This is a genomic window from Collinsella tanakaei, assembly GCF_021531055.1.
Taxonomy (GTDB): Bacteria; Actinomycetota; Coriobacteriia; order Coriobacteriales; family Coriobacteriaceae; genus Collinsella; species Collinsella tanakaei_B.
In genome coordinates this window covers 153015-171633 of the sequence record NZ_JADYTL010000006.1, presented here as the reverse complement: position 1 = coordinate 171633, position 18619 = coordinate 153015, and the positions used below count along the sequence as shown (strand labels likewise).

Below are 18619 nucleotides of genomic sequence, written 5' to 3'. Positions count from 1 at the left end.
CGTGTATACGAAAGGAGGAGCCATGGCCACAGCGGTCATTTCCGGTCGGGTTGATGAGCGCATCAAGGAGCGCGCGGATGCATATCTCCGCGCTGCCGGGCTCCAGGCGGGAGACGTGATCCGTCAGGTGTGGGAGCATATCGCCCGCACCGGCGAGATCCCCATCGACGGGAAGCGCGAGGTGACCGTCGAGGAGGATCCATTTGAGGGCTTCATGCGATTTCGCGCCGATCTTCCCGAGGCAACATGGCTCAAAACCATGACGAAGGAAGATCTTCGCGACATGATAGCGGGGCGGTATGCATAGATACAACGATCACTACCTGCTCTTCGATACCGACATCCTGATCGATGCCGTATGCCGCGAGCGGCCCGAGTCGGATGAAGCATGCCGTGTCCTGCGGCGATGCAACGGAGGGGGAGATTTGGGCATGACCCCCGCCGCCTCGTTGAAAGACGCGTATTACGTCCTCGAGCGCCAATACGACGAACGCTATGCGCGGAAGTCGATCGAATGGCTCATGGAGCTGCTCGTCATCGCGCCGACGGGGGCGGAGGAGTGTGAGCTTTCCATCCATTCGAATGAGCCGGACTTCGAGGACGGACTCGTGCGGGCATGTGCGGAGCTGAACAACGTCGACTTCATCCTCACGCGCGATGCCGAGGCGTATCGCGCATCCAGGGTGCGCGCGATAACGTGTGCGGAGTACCTCGAAATCTGCGAAGGGTGACGGTGGGGGCGGTTCGACATACGACGGTCGTTCCTCTGTCGGCAACACAAGGCGGGGTGCGGTCCCAATCGTGGACCGCACCCCGCCTTTCATGTCGGCTGGCCGTTTGGGTCTCTAGCAGGTGGCGCCGCCCACGACCTGCTTGTTGAGGATGGCCTCCTTGTCGATCGGCGCGGTCAGGAGCTTGTCCTGCACGTAGTCGAAGCCCAGACGCGCCACGGTGTCGGCAAAGCGCTCGCCCGAGATACCCTCGTCGCGGAAGAACAGGATGGCGCGCTCCACGACGTCCATGACCTCGTCCTCGCTGGTGAAGATCTTGTCCAGCGCGCGGCCGTGCGCGGTCTTCTTGCCCCAACGGCCGCCGATGTAGACCTTGTAGCCGGCGAGCCCCTCGGTCACGGCGTCGAACGGGCAGGAGCCGATGCAGCGTCCGCAGTGATTGCAGGCAGAACCGTCGATGGTGATCTTTCCGTCCGGTCCGACCTGTGCGTCGCCCATGGGGCACGCCTTCACGACCTGGCAGACCTTGCAGGCACGGCACTTCTCGGCCACGATTTGCGGCACGCGCTGACCGACGATGCCCAGGTCGTTGAGGTCGGGCTTGACGCACATGTTGGGGCAGCCGCCCACGGCGATCTTGAACTTGTGCGGCAGCTCGATGCCGTGGTAGCCCACGTAGAAGCGTTCGTGCAGCTTCTCGGACAGACCGAAGGTGTCGATCAGGCCGTACTGGCAGGTGGTGCCCTTGCAGCTCACGACCGGGCGCACCTTGGAGCCGGTGCCACCGGCGTCCAGGCCGTGGTCCTGCAAAAACGCGATGCAGGATTCGATGTTGTCGTACGGAACGCCTTGGATCTCGAGTGTGAGGCGCGTGGTCATCGTGACCTCGCCGGAGCCGAACGTCTCGCTCGCCTCGGCCACGACCTTCTGCTCCGCGGCGGTCAACTTTCCGTTGCGCGTGATCACGCGGATGTTGAAGACGTCGTCGAAGCGCTTGTCCTGCAGGCAGCCCAGGCCCTTCAGGCGCTTGATCTCGGCGGCGGGGAGCTTCTTGCCCGGTTTGCGGGCGACCTTGACCTCGTTGAAGGTCATGCCGCCCTCGAGCACGCGCGTGTCGGTGTAGCCGGCGGCCTTGAGGCGGTTTTGCGCGAAGTACCCGCGCTTGCCCTTGGCGCATACGAGCAGTAGCTTGGCGTCCGTGGCCACGCCGGCGATGCCGTCGGGTCCGATCTTGGTGAGGTCGACCCAGGTGGCACCGGGGATCGTGGGCGCGGGAAGGACATCGATGACCTCGTAGCCCGCGGCGGCGCCCGCGGCGTACTCGGCGGGCGTGAAGCTCTCGAGTTCACCGGCGAGCTTGTTTTCCAGGATGTAGCCGGCGGTGACGAGCGGGTGGATGGCGGTCGAGAACGGCGGCGCGTACGCGAAATCCATCATGTCGAGATCTTCGACCTTGAGGTTTTGGTACAGGGCGGCAACCACGACGTCGACGACCTTGTCGACCGCGCCTGCGCCGAGCGCCTGCACGCCGAGCAGGCGGTGCGTCTGCTTGCAGGCGATGAGCTTGATGAAGAAGCTCGAGGAGCCGGGATAGTAGTGGGCCTTGTCGTCCACGACGCATACGATTGACTCCGGGTCGAAGCCCGCCTCGCGCGCCGCGGCCTCGGTGAGGCCGGTGCGTCCGCCGTTCAGCGTCGGAAGGATCCGCACGACGCCGGTTCCGAGCGCACCGGGGTAGGCGGTCGGCGTACCGGTGAGCGTGCGGGCGAGCGCGCGGCCGCAGATGTTGGCCGTGGATCCCATAGCGCTCCACTGCGGCTGGCCGGTGATGAAATTCCTCACCTCGGCGCAATCGCCGGCGGCATAGACGTCGGGCAGGTTGGTGGCCATGTGCTCGTCCACGAGCACGCAGCCCTTGAACATCTCGATGCCGGAGTCCTCGAGCCACGCCGTGGCGGGACGGATGCCGATGGCGAGGACCACGACATCGGCGGCAAACGAGCCGTTCGTCGTCTGCACGCCCGTCACCTGACCGTCACCTGCGACACCGGTGAGCGCGGCGCCGGTGATCACGCGGACGCCGGCAGCCTTGAGCTGGCGCTTCGCGAAGTCGGCCATCTCGGGATCGAAGACGTTCGGCAGGATCTGGGGCATCGCGTCGACCACGGTGACGGAGAGGCCGCGGGCGAGTAGGCCCTCGGCGGCCTCAAGGCCGATGAAGCCGGCGCCCACCACCACGGCGCGTCGACAGGCGTTGCGCTCCACGTAGTCGCGCAGGCCGCATGCGTCGTCGGGCGTGCGGAGGCAGAAGACGCCCGCGAGGTCGCATCCCGCCACATCGGGCACGATCGGGGCGGCGCCGGTGGCGACGATCAGCTTGTCGTAGGTCTCGTTGCCCTCGCTTCCGTCCGCATGGCGCACGTGCACCGTGTGCGCGGCGGCATCGAGCCCGGTGGCTTCCGCGCCGGTTTCCACCTCGACGCCGGTGAGACCGGCGTACGCGGCGGGCGTGTTGACGATGAGCCCCTCGCGCGTGGGGATGTCGCCGCTCACGTAATAGGGCAGGCCGCAGCCGGCATAGCTGATGTCGGCGCCCTTGGTGATGACCTTCACCTCGGCGGCGCGGTCGCAGCGCTTGATCTTGGCGGCAGCCTTGGTTCCGGCGGCGACACCGCCGACGACCAGGTATTTCATAATGCGTCCCCTCTCTGAGGCTAAGCACGCATGGCCGGGACGGTCGCGTGCCCGTAAACCCATGTCTTCATGATAGGCCTCGGCCGGGGCTCGCGCGGGGACAAACCCGCTGGCGGTGTCGCCATCTCCCGGAGAGGGGGCGCGGTGATCTCGTCCGGTTTGTCGAATTTGGGGCGAAGCCGGCAGAGCCGCCGCGCCCCCCCATTGCGTTTACGGTTCGGTTTTGGGGGCATCTCTTGAGTAGACCGAAAAACGCCGTTCGAGTTACCTGCGGATTTAATGTGCGCAAGCACCCGTCTACTCGGACATGCCGCCCAAAACCGAACCGTAAACAGGGGTAGGTGATCTTGGGATGGGACGGGCGGGCCATCGTGCCCCGTCAGCGGCGGATACGGCCTCGGATGATGAGCGCCAGACCGGCCAGAGCGATCAGGCAGGGGACGATCGGAGGCAGGGAGGTATCACCGGTGGCGATGAGGCGAGCGCCGGTATCGACGGAAGCGCTTTCGCCCGAGGCGTCCCGGTCGGGCGTGTTCGCTCCTTCGCACGAGTCGCCGGGTTTCGCATCGGGATCACCCGGAGTCTCGCCTGGCCCATCGGGACCTTCCGGGTTGTCGGGAGTCGATACCGTCCTGTTCTCAAACGCCGCCTCTTCGCACGTCTCCCATGCTCCGTCCTGTCCTGCGGCCCCGCATGCGACGGCCGTCTCGAGCTCCAGCACGCCGTTGCCGCCATCGGTGCCGGTCAGCGTGATGCGGAACGTGCGGGTGTCGTAATCGATGCCGTCCGATGCGGCATCGTCCGGCACGCTCTCGCGCATGAGGAAGGTCCGGTGCGTTTCGGTGCCCGCCGGCGTCTCGAGTGCAAACGGACCGAAGACGATGGCGCCCGTGGCATCGTTGCGGGCGACGAGGGTGTCGCCGACCGGTTCGCCTTCGTCATCGATTTCCTGAAGAGTGAACGAGAACCTCCCCGGTGCGGGCGCCGCGCCGTCGAGGCGCTTGATACCGGTGATGAGCGACGATCCGCGAAGCTCGGTATAGCTGTTCACGAACGCGATGGGTGACTCCGTGCCGTCAAAGTCGCTTGCGATTGTGGCGGAAAGATTGCCGACGCTATCTGAGATCACGGTGACGGTGACGTCGTAGACGCGCTCATCGTAGGTGACGCCCGGCTCGCGGTCGTCGGGAAGCGCTTGGGCGACGCGGTAGGCGAACGTGCCCGGCGCATCGAAGGCGAGGTCGGGGAGTGTCCACGGCGCGCTCTCGTCCGCCGGTGCGGCGGAGGATGTCGCGCGCGCGGCGGTGCCGTTGACGGTGACCGGGTCGCCGTGGGCGTCGAGCAGCTCATAGGTGAATTCGCCATCCCGCTGCGGTCGGCCGCGCATGGTCGAGGTGCCGGCGATCGCCACCGAGGCCGGGCGGTACTTCTTGGTGTTCGTGTACGAGACCTCCGTCGTCTCGGCGGGCGCGAGTTGAGATTCCTGCACCAGGTCCGGGGTGGTGGTGTACCCGCTCGTCGAGGTGTCTTCCTGCGATATCGTGACGTTGCCGCCTGCCGGGATGCCCTGCACGGTGAGGGTGCCGTTTCCCGCGATGGAGACCCTCGCTCGTCCGTTCACGAACGCGATCGAATCCCGTGTCGCGTCGTTGTCGACCGTCACGTTTCCCGTGGCGGCGATCGGGTAGGTTCCGGTGATCGGATCGCCCGTGGCGGTCCTCGCGTCGATGGTGTAGCGGAACCGCATGCCCGCCTGCGCGTCGGCTTCCGCCGCGGCGCCCTCGATTCGGTTGGACAGGGCAAGGTCGCCGAACAAGTCGCGCGCGTTCACGGCGTAGACGGTGCTGATACCGCCATCGGCGAGGACGCCATCGTAGGGGTTCACCTCCGTGCCGTCCGCGAAGATCGGCTCCCGTCCGAGCGAGATGCGGTAGCCATCCTGCTTGAGCGCCTGCGCATCGAGTTCCTCGACGCGAAACGCCATGCCGGGGGCGAGCCCGTCGATGACGAAGCCCGTGGCACCCGCCACATCGGCGATGACGGCATGTCCGTCATCGCCGCCTTCGACGCGCTCGAATGTGATCGTTTCCCGATGGGGTTCGTCTTCGGTGCCGTCGTAACGCATGGACGTGAGTTCCAGCGTCGAGCATGCTGCCGGCTGGGCGGTGAACAGGCCGGATAGCGTCACGTCGAACGAGAAGGTTCGGTCGGGCTCCACGGCGTTTCCGGTGGCGATCGCGGCGATGTCCAACGCGCCGGTCGTCTTGACGTTCGCAAAGACCGCGTGCGCCGGCGCCTCGTCGATCGTTCCCGTGGCGCCGGATTGGAGCGTGAGGTAGCCATCCGCGCTGTAATCCCGCTCGCGGACGTCGTACGTCGTGCCGCAGGGTATCCCGTCGACGATAAGCGTCTGACCGCCGGTTAGTTCGATGGTAAACGCCCCGTCTTCCAGCGTCGCCTCCTGTGATGGATCGCCGGAGCCGTCGATGCGGTAGCGCACGGTGCCGCTCAAGGGCGTGCCGTCATCGCCGACAAGCTCGACGGTGAAGGCGAATGGGGTGCGGGAGGCATCGCCGACGGTGCGCTTGGTGACCTCGAGCGTGCCGTAGGTGACGCGCTCGTTGGTGAACGCGAGGGTATCGACTTGCCCGTCGGTGTCGATCGCGCCCGTCACGTGGTCGCTCTCGATCCGCTGGGCGCCGGCTTCGTCGGTGCTCTTGTCGATATGGGGCGTGTGTCCATCCGTATCCGTTTCGCGCACCGTGTAGCTCACGCCGATCGGCACGCCCATGATGGTGAGCTCGTCGCCGTCCGCGAGCGCGACGGGCCGGTCGCCTTCGAGGCGCACGATGCCGTCGTCGGCGACCGTCGCGGTGCCCGTCTGCGCCGTGTCGCCGATGCGATAGGCGAGCGTTTGGGGGAGTGGACGATCGTCGGTGCGGGCGAGTTTCACCTCGAACGGGAACGCGAAGGTCGTGTCACCGTCGTTGCCGATCACCGTCTTGGTCAGGTGGATCGAGCCGGCGGTCGGCCGGTTGGTGAACGTCGCGACGGAGGCCCCGGCGGCAAGCGTGCCCTTGGCCGTCACGCCGTCCCCGTCCGTCGTGCCGTCGGGTGCGTCGATGCGAAAGGACGTGTCGTACGTCGTGGCGCCGGAGGCCTTCTCCTCGATGCGATAGGTGCAACCTGCGGGAAGCCCCGCAAGCGTCGTCTGCTGCCCGTCGGCGAGCTCGAGCGTGATCTTGCCGTCGTCGAGCGGGGCGAGATCCGCCTCGTCGCCAGCCGGTCCGCGCAGCAGGATCGGTCCTGCAAGCGGCGTCCCGTCGGCGCGCGTCAGCGTGATGCGGAAGGAAAACGTCCGATCCGAGGCCGCCGGTGCGGTCTGCTCGCCTGCATCCACGCGCTTTCCGACGGTGAGCTCAGCCGTGCCCGCGGCGGGCGGCACGACGAGGACTCCGTTGTTGCCGAGCCGCGCGCTCAGGCGGGCCGTGCTCCCATCGGTCGCCTTGATCGTCGAGATGATGGAGTACGGTGCGCTGCCGGTGGCGTTGGGGTTCTTGGCGATGCCGCGGCGCACATCCGCCGGTCGCGAGGTCGGGGTGCCCGCGGCGACGACGCACACACCGTCCTCGCCGATCGAGTACGGAGAGTCTTCTGTCGTCGGCTGGGCGACGTAGGGGACGAACCGTTGCTTCGGTTCCACGGCGACGACCTCGTCGGGGGAATCGAAGGCCGCCTCGTAGACCGTCTGTTCCACGTAGTAGGTCGCACCCGCTCGGGGAAGCCCCCGAAGCGGCTCGAGGTCCTCGGCGTTCGGGGAAGCGGGGTCTGCCGTGGTGCCGTCGACGAGGGTGTAGAGCGGCGTCGCCTCCCCGAACAGGTAGTAGGCGTTGGCCGGAGCGGCGATCGCCGACGCGCTCGCCCCTGCCTGCACCTCACCGCCGGTATCCGTGAACGCGCCCGCAAAGAGCAGGGTCGCGCCGGTGCCGGTGTGCGGAAGGGACGTGCCCACCGCCTGCTCGAGGTCCGCGTCGGATGCGGTCCCGCCCTGCGTGATGCGGTCGAGGACATCCGCGACGTGGGAGGTCGGCGCCACTTCGTACACGAGGCGCACCGGATCCGTCTGTTCGGGGTCGTCGACCGTCATGGTCGCCTGGCCGTCCTGCGCGATATCCACATGCGCCCGCATCGCCGGGACGGCGTCGGCGGGGATGGCGGCGAGCAACGTCTGCCGTCCGGTCGCAAGATCGGTCTCCACCATGATGACGAAGTCGTAGAGGGTCACGTCACCGCCGGTGTATTGGTTGGGGAGGTTGCCGATGTAGAACCAGGTCTCGCAGACCGCTGCGGCGCCGTGGTCGCGGGCGGTCTCGATGGCGGCGCGCACATCATCGGGAGCGTCGGCCTCCCAATCGCCGGCGTGCACCGCCGCGAGTTCGCGCTCGCTGGCGAAGGTGTAGGGCCGCTCATCGCCGGCGACCATGCGGTGATCGGCGTCGACGTACCAGCTCGCGCGGTTGGAGTAGTCGTCCGCGCCGCCATAGGCGAACTGTCCGTCGGAGAACGCATCGAAGAGCAGGTCGTAGGCGGCGTAGCCCAAGTCGTAGCGTTCGTTCACCGCATCCACGATGTAGGCGAACTCGTGGGTCGCCTCGATGTCCCAGGGGTCCTGCACGCCGATGGTCACCGCCTGCGCCGCGAGCGCGCCGTCGAGCAGGGTCGAGCCGTATTGGATGCCCTTCATGTCGGTGAGCTGCATACCGACGCCGATGGCGTCCCGAACGGTCACGTCGCCCGCCTCGCCGGGAGCCGTCGGGGTCGGGGCGGCGTACTCGATGCCGAGGATGCGATTGACCGCCGAGGTGAACGCCCAGCTGACGGCTTGGACGCTGTGGGCGCAGAAGTACTCGTCGACCGAGCTCAGACCTTCGCCGGAAGTCTTCAGGAGGTCGGGGATGCAGGGGAGCGTGACGGTTTTCGCGGCGAGTCCCGACGGGCTCGATCCGTACAGGTCGAGCGCGATGGCGGGCTTGCCGTCCGCCGCCGCCTCGGCGTAGCGCGTCGCCGCCTGCTCAAGGTTGTCGGCAAGGTCGATTCCTGCTGCCGCACCCGAACCGGGTAGCGTGCGGTGCTCCTGTTCCGCGGCGGTCTCGAGCAGGTAGGCGACGGTCGCCGTGGTGTCGAGCCCCGTGGTGTAGACCTTCAGCGGGCCGCCGCCATGCTCCCATGCGCGCTCGATGCGCTGCCGGTCGGCGCGCATGGTGAGCAGCGTCGCCAGCATCGCGTCGGTGCCGTACCCGTTTTCGCGCGAGTGGGGCAGCGGTCCCAGGAATCCGTCCGCCGCGCCGGTGTAGACGGCGGGGTCGAGCAGGTCCACGTTCGCCATCGGTGGGGTCTGGATGCCCATGACGACGAGCTCGGGCGCGCGCGATGCGGCGTCCGGGTCGGCGGCTGCCGCCTCGAGCATATCGGCGCCGACGTGGACGGCGCGCTGGAGGTACGATCCGCTGCGAAGCGCGGCGTTGGAGGTCTGCACGCCGTCGGCGGTGCCGGTCACGACGAGATGCGGGTCGCGGCCGTTCGCTCTCGCCTCGTATGCCAGGTACGAGCCGTTGCCATCGGGTGCGTAGACGGCGAGCGGCATGAGGACGGTCACCTCGGAGGAGTAGGCGACCACACCGACGCGGGTCGGCACGGCGGCGCTGTCGTTTTCGGCCATGAGTTGGGATATGGCGGCGTTGAGGGCCGATACGAGGTGGTCTGCCTGCGCGCGCCCGTTGTAGGTCTTATCGGCGAGGACGGCGTTCGCGCTCACGACGAACACGACGTCGTGGGAAAGGCCGTCCTCGTGCCGGATGGATGCCGACGAGGAGAGAGCGGAAAGGCTGACCAGAAAGCCGCGGTCCCGGTCGCGCAGGGAGGCGGCGACACCGGCGTCACGCGCTTGGTCGTCGGCCGCGTAGACGGATTTGTCGGCCCAGATGCGCCCCGCTTGCTCCGTGGAAAACGAGTAGGCGTCCTGTGCGGAGCCGGGCGAGCGAAACAGGCCCTCCCAGCTCGTGGAGGTGTCGGGATCCACGATCTTCAGGGGAAGGTCCGCGGTGGCGTCCGTATCGGGCACGGCGGATGCCGCGAGGGGGCTGGCGAGGGTCGCGCTCAGGATGACGGCGAAGATGACGGGAAGGACGCGTGGACGGATGTGGCGATGCATGGGGCCTCGATTCCGCTTCGGGCGGGCCTGGCCGTCGGAAGCGAGCGACGGGAGCGGTTATTCCGCCTGTACCCGCGCGTCGCCACACATCGCGCTTAGGGCTTTCTGAAGAACCTTGCGATTTCCTTGGGACGAACCCGGTGCCGCATCGGCGCTTCGGGGAGTATGGTGGATGCATCGCATGGATCGATGGTCGATTCGGGTGGAGGCACGAGGAGGCGCTATGGGACGGATGGATGGACGGCACGGGCTTCTCATCGTCGGGAGCGGCTGTGCGGACCCTCGCGTCCGCGCGGCGTATGTCGCGCCGCTCGAGCGGGCGCTGGTGGATGCCTTTCACCCCGATGCGACCGCGGGTGCGCCGGTACGCATCGCCTTCACGAGCGACAGGGTCCGTGCCGCGTGTGCGAAGCGCGGCGTGACGGTGCCGTGCGTGGCGGACGCGCTCGAGGAACTTTGGGCGGCGGGCGTGCGCGACGTGACGGTCGCCGTGACGCATGTGGTCGGCGGTGCATCCTATCGTTCGGCGTGCCGTGCCGTACGTGCCAAGGCGCCGTTGTTCGATGCCGTGCACCTGGCGGCGCCCCTGCTGTCGTCCGCCGAAGATGCCGAGACGCTCGCACAGGCCATCGACGTGCGCTATCCGCGGTGCGAACACGCCGCCGTCGTGCTCGTCGGCCATGGCGCCGACGGGGTGGGGCAGCTCGCGTATGCGGCGCTCGGATACGCGCTGCACCTGCGCGGACGCGATGACGTGATGATTGGCGCGCTTCGCGGGGAGCCGTCCCGTGCCGCGGTGCGCGGTGCGCTGGAGCGGATGGGGGCGCGCGACGTGGCGCTCGCCCCGCTCATGGTCGCACCCGGTATCCATGCGCAGCGCGATGTGCTCGGGACGACGGGGGAGAGCTGGGCGCACCTGCTGTCCGATGCCGGGTTCCGCGTCCGGGCGACGGCGTGCGGGCTGGGCGCGTGGCCGGAGGTCCACCAGCTGGCGATCGGCCACATGCGGACTGCGGCGCCTGTCGAGACGGTCCGCGCGGACATCACGATGGATGCGTCGGCAGCACATTCGGCCCCGACCGCTCGGTTCCCGCTGTTCGTCGACCTTTCCGGCGTGCGATGCCTGGTGGTCGGTGGCGGTGCCGTCGGAAGCCGCCGCGCCGAGGCGCTTGCGCGCTTCGGGGCGCGCGTGACGGTCGTGGATCCCACGCCGCTCGACGGGGCCCGCCGCGCGGCGGATGAGGTGCGGACGCGTCCGTACCGCCCCGGCGATGAGGAGGGCTGCTCGCTGGTCATCGCGGCGACCGGTGACCGCGAGGTCAACCGTATGGTGGGCGATCGCTGCCGCCGTCTCGGCGTGCCGGTGTCGGTCGCCGACGCTTCGGACGAGTGCACGTTCTTCTTTCCGGCGCTCTGCGAAGGGGAGCATACGGTGGCGGGGGTCGTCTCGCGCGACGCCACGCCCGACGGTCATGTCGTGACCGCGCGCGCCGCCGCGCGGATTCGCGATATCCTGCCGTAGCGCGATGTCGAGCTTAGAGCGGATCCAGCTCGATACGTGAGCGCACCCCGTCGCGCCGGCCCGTCCTCCATGGCGGAGGCGTTGCGGCGGGCTGTCGGGCGTGGGTACCGAACATGGCGTGGGTATCCCGTGACGGCCGTTCGGTGCGAACACGTGTCCGGTGGCAAAACGGGTAGACTGATGCCCTGAACGAACCATGGCGTTCCGGAAGGATATCCATGTCAGATAGCTCCATCATCATCCGCGGCGCGCGCGAGCACAACCTGCGCGACGTCGACGTCGAGATCCCCCGCGACCAGCTCGTCGTCATCACCGGCCTGTCCGGTTCCGGCAAGTCGAGCCTCGCCTTCGACACCATCTACGCCGAGGGCCAGCGCCGTTATGTCGAGAGCCTGTCGAGCTATGCCCGCCAGTTTTTGGGGCAGATGGACAAGCCCGACCTCGATTCGATCGACGGCCTGTCGCCGGCGGTGTCCATCGACCAGAAGACGACGTCCAAAAACCCGCGCTCCACGGTGGGTACGGTGACCGAGATCTACGACTACCTGCGCCTGCTGTTCGCACGCATCGGCACGCCGCACTGCCCCGAGTGCGGACGGGTGATCGAGCGCCAGACGACCGACCAGGTCGCGGACAAGATCATGGACGCCGGGCTCGGCCGCCGCGCGCTCGTGCTCGCCCCCGTCGTCACCGACCGCAAGGGCGAGTTCGCCAAGTTGCTCGACGACCTGCGCCGCGAGGGCTTCTCGCGCGTGCGCATCGACGGCGAGGTGCGCAGCTTGGACGACCCCATCGAGCTCGACAAGAAGTTCCGCCACACCATCGAGGTGGTCGTGGACCGCATCGTCATCCGCGAGGGGGGCGTGGGCCGCATCGCGGAGGCCGTCGAGCAGGCGACGAGGCTCGCGAACGGCCGCGTGGCGGTGTACCTGCTGCCCGACCGCGACGCCCCCGAGGGGACGCCCGGAGACCTTCTGACCTATTCGCTGGCGCTCGCCTGCCCCGAGCACGGACACTCCATCGACGACCTGCAGCCGCGCGACTTCTCGTTCAACGCGCCCTACGGCGCCTGTCCGGAGTGCGACGGCCTGGGCTTCAAGAAGGTGGTGGACGCCGAGGCCCTCATCGAGGATCCGAGCCTGTCCATCGACGAGGGCGTGTTCGGCAGCTTCTTCGGCAAGTCGAACTACTACCCCCAGATCTTCCGCGCGCTCGCCAAGCACCTGAAGGTCGATCCCGCGACGCCCTGGCGCGACCTGCCGGCCCGTGTGCGCAAGATCTTCCTCGACGGTTTGGGCGACAAGAAGATGCGTGTCGACTACCACACGCAGGACGGTCGCGACACGCACTGGTTCACCAAGTACTCCGGCGTGCGCAACATCCTGTACGAGCGCTACATCGAGACCACCAACGACAACACCAAGGCGCGGCTCGAGAAGTACATCCGCGAGGAGCCCTGCCATTCGTGTCACGGTGCGCGCCTGCGCCCCGAGATGCTCGCCGTCACGGTGGGCGGTAAATCCATCTACGAGGTCTGCTGTATGAGCTGCCGCGAGTCGCTCGAGTTCTTCGAGGGGCTCGAACTCGACGAGCGCCAGCGTTTCATCGGCGGCCGCATCGTCAAGGAGATCATGGAGCGCCTGCGCTTTTTGGTCGACGTGGGTCTGGACTACCTCACACTCGATCGCGCCTCCGCCACGCTGTCGGGCGGCGAGGCGCAGCGCATCCGCCTGGCCACGCAGATCGGCGCCGGCCTCATGGGCGTGCTCTACATCTTGGACGAGCCCTCCATCGGCCTGCACCAGCGCGACAACGAGCGCCTCATCGCCACGCTCGAGCGCCTGCGCGACCTCGGCAACACGGTGATCGTGGTCGAGCACGACGAGGACACCATCCGCGCCGCCGATTTCGTGATCGATATGGGGCCGGGCGCCGGCGAGAACGGCGGCGAGGTCGTGTGCGCCGGCACGCCCGCCGACATCATGGCGTGCCCCGCCTCGCTCACCGGGCAGTACCTGACCGGCAAGCGCATGATCCGCCTGCCCGAGGAGCGCCGGCAGCCGGGGCGCGGCGCGCTCGTGGTTCGCGGCGCCCGTGCGAACAATCTGCACAACGTGACCGTCAAGATCGAGTTCGGCACGTTCACGGTGGTGACCGGTGTCTCCGGATCGGGCAAGAGCTCGCTGGTGACCGATACCATCGCACCGGCGCTCACGAACGCGATCCATCATTCCGCCCGTCCGGTGGGGCCCTATCGCGCCATCGAGGGCATGGAGCAGATCGACAAGGTGATCGATATCGACCAGTCCCCGATCGGGCGCACGCCGCGTTCGAATCCGGCGACCTATATCGGGCTGTGGGACGATTTGCGCGCGCTGTTCGCGAGCGTGCCCGAGTCCAAGGCGCGCGGCTACTCGCCCGGGCGTTTCTCGTTCAACGTCTCGGGTGGCCGCTGCGAGGCCTGCAAGGGCGACGGCCAGATCAAGATCGAGATGCACTTCCTGCCCGACATCTACGTGCCCTGCGAGGTGTGCGGCGGCAAGCGCTACAACCGCGAGACGCTCGAGGTGCTCTATCGCGGCAAGTCCATCTCGGACGTGCTCGACATGAGCGTGACCGAGGCGCTTGGGTTCTTCGGCAACATCCCGCAGATCAAACGCAAGCTCCAGACGCTCTACGATGTGGGCTTGGGCTACGTGCGGCTCGGGCAGCCGGCTACGACGCTGTCGGGTGGCGAGGCGCAGCGCGTGAAGCTCGCCAAGGAGCTGCACCGCAAGCAGACGGGCAAGACCTTCTACATCCTGGACGAACCGACGACCGGTCTGCACTTCGAGGACGTGCGCCAGCTCATCGACGTGCTGCAGCGTCTGGTCGACGCGGGCAACACGGTGCTGGTGATCGAGCACAACCTCGATGTGATCAAGGTCGCCGACCGCATCATCGATCTGGGCCCCGAGGGTGGCAACGGCGGCGGGCGCATCGTCGTGGCGGGCACGCCCGAGCAGGTCGCCGCCTGCGAGGCGAGCTACACCGGTCGCTTCTTGGCGCCCATCCTCGAGCGCGACCGCGCGCGGCAAGCGAAGTAGCACGTGGGAATGGGTTGGATGGGGACGTGTTCCATCCGACCCCTCCAGCCAACCCGTGGGGTTTCGTTCGGGAGGGGTACGCGGTTTGCAGGAGCTCTTCCAACAGACCGTTCCGGTGGTGAAATCGTGTCGGTTTTGGCAGATAAATCGCCTGCGACCTGCGTGTCTTCACCGAGCGACACCCCTTGTGAGCTGCGGGTTGAAGCTCAACTTGAAGCTTAACTTGGTGTGGAGTGCGGATGGAGCATTTTGGCTATCGGGGCGGTGCTGATAGAATGTGCCCATCATTGACTCGTTCGCACGAGAAGGGAAGATGACCGACACGAGCGCTCGACGCACCCACGTGGCGCACCGTTAGGAGATGTAATTCATGGCGCACTTTAAACGCAGCCTCACCGCCATTCCCGTTTTCGGCCTGAGCTTCGCGCTCATCGCCGGTCTGAGCCCCGCACCCGCCATGGCGGCTTCGTCGGCGGAGCTCCAGCAGCAGCTCGATAGCGTTTCCCAGCAGCTCAACGCCCTGTATTCGACCGCCGAGCAGGCGAGCAACGACCTCATCACGGTCTCCAACAACCTGGACGAGACCAAGACCAAGATCAAGGAGACCACCGCCGAGATCGCCGAGGAGGAGAAGCAGCTCGCCGTCTATCAGGACGAGCTCGGCGACCTCGTCTCCGATCAGTACAAGTCGGGCGGCAGCGCGAGTATCGTCTCGGTGCTGCTCAACTCCGGCAGCTTCTCCAACCTGATCTCCAACCTCCATTACGCCGACAAGGCGGCCGAGCACAAGCAGGGCGTCATCACGACGACGCATGAGCTCATGGAGTCGCTCGAGCAGAACAAGAAGGAGCTCGAGGAGCAGAAGGCCGAGCAGGAGAAGCTCGTCGTCGAGCAGCAGGAGAAATCCGACGCCGCCGCGGCCGCCGCATCCGAGGCCCAGTCGTACTACGACCAGCTTTCCGACGAGCTGAAGGCCCAGCTCGCCGCCGAGGAGGAGGCCGCCCGTAAGGCCGCCGCCGAGGAGGCCGCCCGCAGGGCAGCCGAGGCCGCCGAGGAGGAGGCCGAAAGCGAGCAGGCTGGCGATAACGCCTCCGATAGCGATGAGGGTTCCTCGAACGACGCCGCGTCCGACTCCGGCTCGAACGACGATTCCTCGGATTCCAACGACAGCGCTTCCGACGACTCCGACTCCGACTCCGACTCCGATTCCGATTCCGGTTACGACGACTCGCCGAGCTATGACGATGACTCGGATGACGATGACGGCGGCAGCCAGGGTTCCGGCGGCGGTTCCTCGGTCCCGAGCGGCCCGACCTCGAGCGCGAGCGCCATGGTCGCCAAGGCCCAGAGCATCATCGGCTCCGGGTACTCCTACTCCGGCTACTACTGGACCGGTTCCACGAGCAGCTCCTGGTTCACCTGCTCGGGCGTCGTCGACTTCGCGCTCGGTTACGGTTCGCGTTCCAACAGCCCCGAGTCCTACATGGCAAAGGTCAAGGCACGCGGTACCTGGACCACCAACCGCAACAACCTCCAGTACGGCGATCTCGTCTTCTTCAGCTCCGGCGGTCGCTACTGCGGCCATGTGGGCATCTACATCGGCGGCGGTTCGATGATCGACTCCATCCCCGGTGCGGGCGTCGGCTATCGCACGCTCGACTACATCGGCGGCTTCTTGGGCGGCGGCTCGATCATCTAACGATTCCGGCCGTTCTGGTCAGGATGGACCGATTGACGGCTCCAAGGCTTCGTGCCTTGGGGCCGTTTTGATATGGGAGGGGCCATGGGACGCAAGGAAAGCGTTCAGAAGACCAACGCGATGCGCGAGCTCGAGCGCGCGCACATCGCATTCGAGGTGATCACCTACGAGGTCGACGAGAACGACCTCTCGGGCATTCACGTATCCGAGCAGCTCGGCGAGGACCCCGGCCAGGGGTTCAAGACCCTCGTGACCGTCGCTCCGAGCGGCGATCACGTGGTGTGCTGCATTCCCGTCGCCGAGGAGCTCGACCTCAAGGCGGCCGCCCGCGCCGCGCGGCAGAAGTCCCTCTCCATGATGCACGTTCGCGACCTGCTGGGCACCACGGGGTACATCCGGGGCGGATGCTCGCCCGTGGGCATGAAGAAGCGGTTTTTGACACTGATCGATGAACGTTGCATGCGGTACGACCGGATTTTCATCTCGGGCGGCCGTCGCGGCATACAATTGAAGCTCTCACCGAGCGACTTGATCGCCCATACCGGGGCGACTGTCGCCTCGATCTGCAGGAAAGGCTAGGTTTGCATGACAGACGGATTCGACGTCGACGACATCCCGCGCCCGCGGGGTTCGCATTTCAAGCCTTCGCGCGACGACGCGGCGACGCCGCGCGATACCGCGCCCGCCGCGCCGGCTGCGCCATCTGCCGCACGTGGCGCCTCGCCCGATGAGACGACGATGTTCCTGATCGCCGCCGGTGTCGACCCGTCGCGTATCGACGCCTTGCGCCCCGCATCCGGCTCCGCGGCATCGAAGGACGCCGAGGACGCCCCGCTCGTCGCCCCGCCGACGACCTCGCCGGAGGAGACCGCCGCGTTCATGGTGTCCTCCCAGTACGCGACGGCCGCCTCCGCAGGTTTCAACGCGCCGCGTCCCGACGAGTCCGCGCAGTTCGCGCTCATCGGCGATCCGACGCCCGATGCATGGGATGACGAGGATCTGTTCGAGACGGGGCCCGGCCGCATCCAGACGGAGGATACCTCCGTCGAGCCCGTCGGCGCCGAGGAGGACGAGGCGAGCGTCGCCGACGTCGGTCGCTCCGCCGCACTCATGAGCGGCCTTGTCATCGTGAGCCGCATCACCGGCTTCTTCCGCACGTGGGCACAGGCGTTCGGCATGGGCACGACGCTCGTCGCCAGCGCGTTCACCGTCGCCAACAACCTGCCCAACGCCCTGTACGAGCTCGTGATGGGCGGCATGCTCGTCACCGCGTTTTTGCCGGTCTACGTCTCGACGAAGAAAAAGGCGGGCCGTGTCGGCGCCTGCGCGTACGCATCGAATCTGCTCTCGCTCGTGACGCTGCTCATGGGCGCGCTTTCGATCCTTTCGTTCATCTTCGCCGGGCAGATCATCTGGACGCAGGCGTTCAACGCCTCGTCGGAGTTCGACTTCGACCTCGCCACGTACTTCTTCCGCTTCTTTGCGATCGAGATCGTGCTCTACGCCCTTTCGTCGGTCATCTCGAGCATTCTGAACGCGGAGCGTGACTATTTCTGGTCCACGGCGGCACCCATCGCCAACAACATCGTGATCACCGCCGCGTTTTTCATCTACGGTGTGGTCGCGGAGTCGAATCCCATGGCGGGCATCCTCGTGCTCGCGATCTCGAACCCGTTGGGCGTGCTCGTCCAGGTGGTCATGCAGGTGCCCGCGCTTTCGCGGCACGGTGTCCATCTTTCGCCGCGGATCGATATCCACGATCCGCTGATCCGCGAGACCCTCTCCATCGGCATCCCCACGCTCGTGGTGACCGTGGTCTCGTTCGCCACGACCTCGGTCCAGAGCGCCTGCGCCCTGTCGGTCAATCCGAGCGGTGCGTCGATCACCTATTACGCGCGCATCTGGTACATCCTGCCGTATTCGGTGTTCGCCATCCCCATCACGACGGCCATGTTCACCGAGCTCTCGTCGTTCGTGGCGAGCGGGCGCATGAAGCGCTTCGTGGAGGGTCTGGCGAGCGGATCGGGGCAGATCCTGTTCCTGCTGATCCCGTTCGCCCTCTATCTCATGGTGTTCGCGCCGTGCCTGTCCAACATGCTCAAAAGCGGGCGCATGTCCGCCGAGGACGTGGATATCCTCTCGACGTACATCGTCTGGCTCTCCATCTCGCTGCCCGGGTACGGCTTGTGCACGTATCTGCAGAAGGCGTGCTCGTCGCTTCGCAGGATGAAGCTGTTCGCGATCGCCGAGTGCATCGCCGGTGCCATCCAGATCGCCATGTGCCTCGTGTTCACGCCGGTGTTCGGCTTCAACGTGGTGGGCTTCAGCTCGACGTTCTTCTTCGTGTCGATCGATCTGGTCACTCTGCTGTTCCTGCGCCACGAGCTCGGGCATATCGGCTTTCGCTCCATGGTCGTGGCGGGCGTGCGCTCGCTTGCCCTGGGCCTGCTGGGGGCGGCCGTCGGCGCCGCGATCCTGATGGGCCTGCAGGCCGTCGCCGGCCCTCTCGCCGAGGGTGGCATCATGCGCGCGCTGCTGTATGCGTTCGCGGGCGGCGTGCCCGCGGTGCTGATCACCTTCGGTCTCGGCATCGCGCTCAAGCTGCCCGAGGTCTCGTTCATCCGCTCGCTCGTGGCGCGCTTCCTGCCGAGTCGCGCGTAGGCGTCGTATCGTAGA

Annotated in this window: 9 protein-coding genes; 7 read left to right on the top strand and 2 right to left on the bottom strand. The window is 67.0% G+C overall.

The genetic code is table 11. From position 1 onward, the window contains the following. Positions 1-22: 22 nt before the first annotated feature. Both I6E04_RS07375 and I6E04_RS07370 read left to right on the top strand, forming a co-directional pair. Entirely contained in the window at positions 23-307 is a 285-nt protein-coding gene (locus I6E04_RS07375) for a type II toxin-antitoxin system RelB/DinJ family antitoxin (RefSeq protein ID WP_235422544.1), read from the top strand. Then, positions 300-731, top strand: a complete 432-nt coding sequence (locus I6E04_RS07370) for a type II toxin-antitoxin system VapC family toxin (RefSeq protein WP_235422543.1) — start codon at positions 300-302, stop codon at positions 729-731. The genes I6E04_RS07375 and I6E04_RS07370 overlap by 8 nt, the downstream gene beginning before the upstream one ends. 114 nt (positions 732-845) lie before the next feature. Here the strand turns inward: I6E04_RS07370 and I6E04_RS07365 are convergent, their stop codons facing one another. Together I6E04_RS07365 and I6E04_RS07360 are read right to left on the bottom strand one after the other, a co-directional pair. Then, a complete protein-coding gene (locus I6E04_RS07365; RefSeq protein WP_235422542.1) occupies positions 846-3425 on the bottom strand; it encodes an FAD-dependent oxidoreductase in 2580 nt (859 codons plus the stop codon). A 379-nt stretch (positions 3426-3804) separates the two neighbouring features. Next, the gene (locus I6E04_RS07360; protein ID WP_235422541.1) at positions 3805-9636 is read right to left on the bottom strand and encodes a DUF7601 domain-containing protein; all 5832 of its coding nucleotides are present in this window, start codon (positions 9634-9636) and stop codon (positions 3805-3807) included. Between the two features lie 223 nt (positions 9637-9859). On the opposite strand from I6E04_RS07360, the gene I6E04_RS07355 reads away from it, so the two are divergent. The 5 genes from I6E04_RS07355 (at position 9860) to murJ (ending at position 18604) form a co-directional block, all read left to right on the top strand. Next, a complete protein-coding gene (locus I6E04_RS07355; protein WP_235422540.1) occupies positions 9860-11158 on the top strand; it encodes a sirohydrochlorin cobaltochelatase in 1299 nt (432 codons plus the stop codon). 218 nt (positions 11159-11376) lie between these two features. Then, positions 11377-14244, top strand: coding sequence for an excinuclease ABC subunit UvrA (uvrA, locus tag I6E04_RS07350; RefSeq protein ID WP_235422539.1), 2868 nt, complete (start codon positions 11377-11379; stop codon positions 14242-14244). Positions 14245-14614: 370 nt separating this feature from the next. Then, positions 14615-15943 (top strand): NlpC/P60 family protein, encoded by a 1329-nt coding sequence (locus tag I6E04_RS07345; protein WP_235422538.1) that lies wholly within the window; start codon positions 14615-14617, stop codon positions 15941-15943. Between the two features lie 84 nt (positions 15944-16027). After that, complete coding sequence (gene ybaK, locus I6E04_RS07340; RefSeq protein WP_235422537.1) at positions 16028-16522, top strand: Cys-tRNA(Pro) deacylase; 495 nt, start codon at positions 16028-16030, stop codon at positions 16520-16522. A 6-nt stretch (positions 16523-16528) separates the two neighbouring features. Continuing rightward, entirely contained in the window at positions 16529-18604 is a 2076-nt protein-coding gene (murJ, locus tag I6E04_RS07335; RefSeq protein WP_235422536.1) for a murein biosynthesis integral membrane protein MurJ, read from the top strand. Positions 18605-18619: the final 15 nt, after the last annotated feature.

Coding starts and splice junctions, on each gene's coding strand:
- I6E04_RS07375 (WP_235422544.1), top strand. CDS start 23: ATGGCCACAGCGGTCATTTCCGGTCGGGTTGATGAGCGCATCAAGGAG.
- I6E04_RS07370 (WP_235422543.1), top strand. CDS start 300: ATGCATAGATACAACGATCACTACCTGCTCTTCGATACCGACATCCTG.
- I6E04_RS07365 (WP_235422542.1), bottom strand. CDS start 3,425: ATGAAATACCTGGTCGTCGGCGGTGTCGCCGCCGGAACCAAGGCTGCC.
- I6E04_RS07360 (WP_235422541.1), bottom strand. CDS start 9,636: ATGCATCGCCACATCCGTCCACGCGTCCTTCCCGTCATCTTCGCCGTC.
- I6E04_RS07355 (WP_235422540.1), top strand. CDS start 9,860: ATGGGACGGATGGATGGACGGCACGGGCTTCTCATCGTCGGGAGCGGC.
- uvrA (WP_235422539.1), top strand. CDS start 11,377: ATGTCAGATAGCTCCATCATCATCCGCGGCGCGCGCGAGCACAACCTG.
- I6E04_RS07345 (WP_235422538.1), top strand. CDS start 14,615: ATGGCGCACTTTAAACGCAGCCTCACCGCCATTCCCGTTTTCGGCCTG.
- ybaK (WP_235422537.1), top strand. CDS start 16,028: ATGGGACGCAAGGAAAGCGTTCAGAAGACCAACGCGATGCGCGAGCTC.
- murJ (WP_235422536.1), top strand. CDS start 16,529: ATGACAGACGGATTCGACGTCGACGACATCCCGCGCCCGCGGGGTTCG.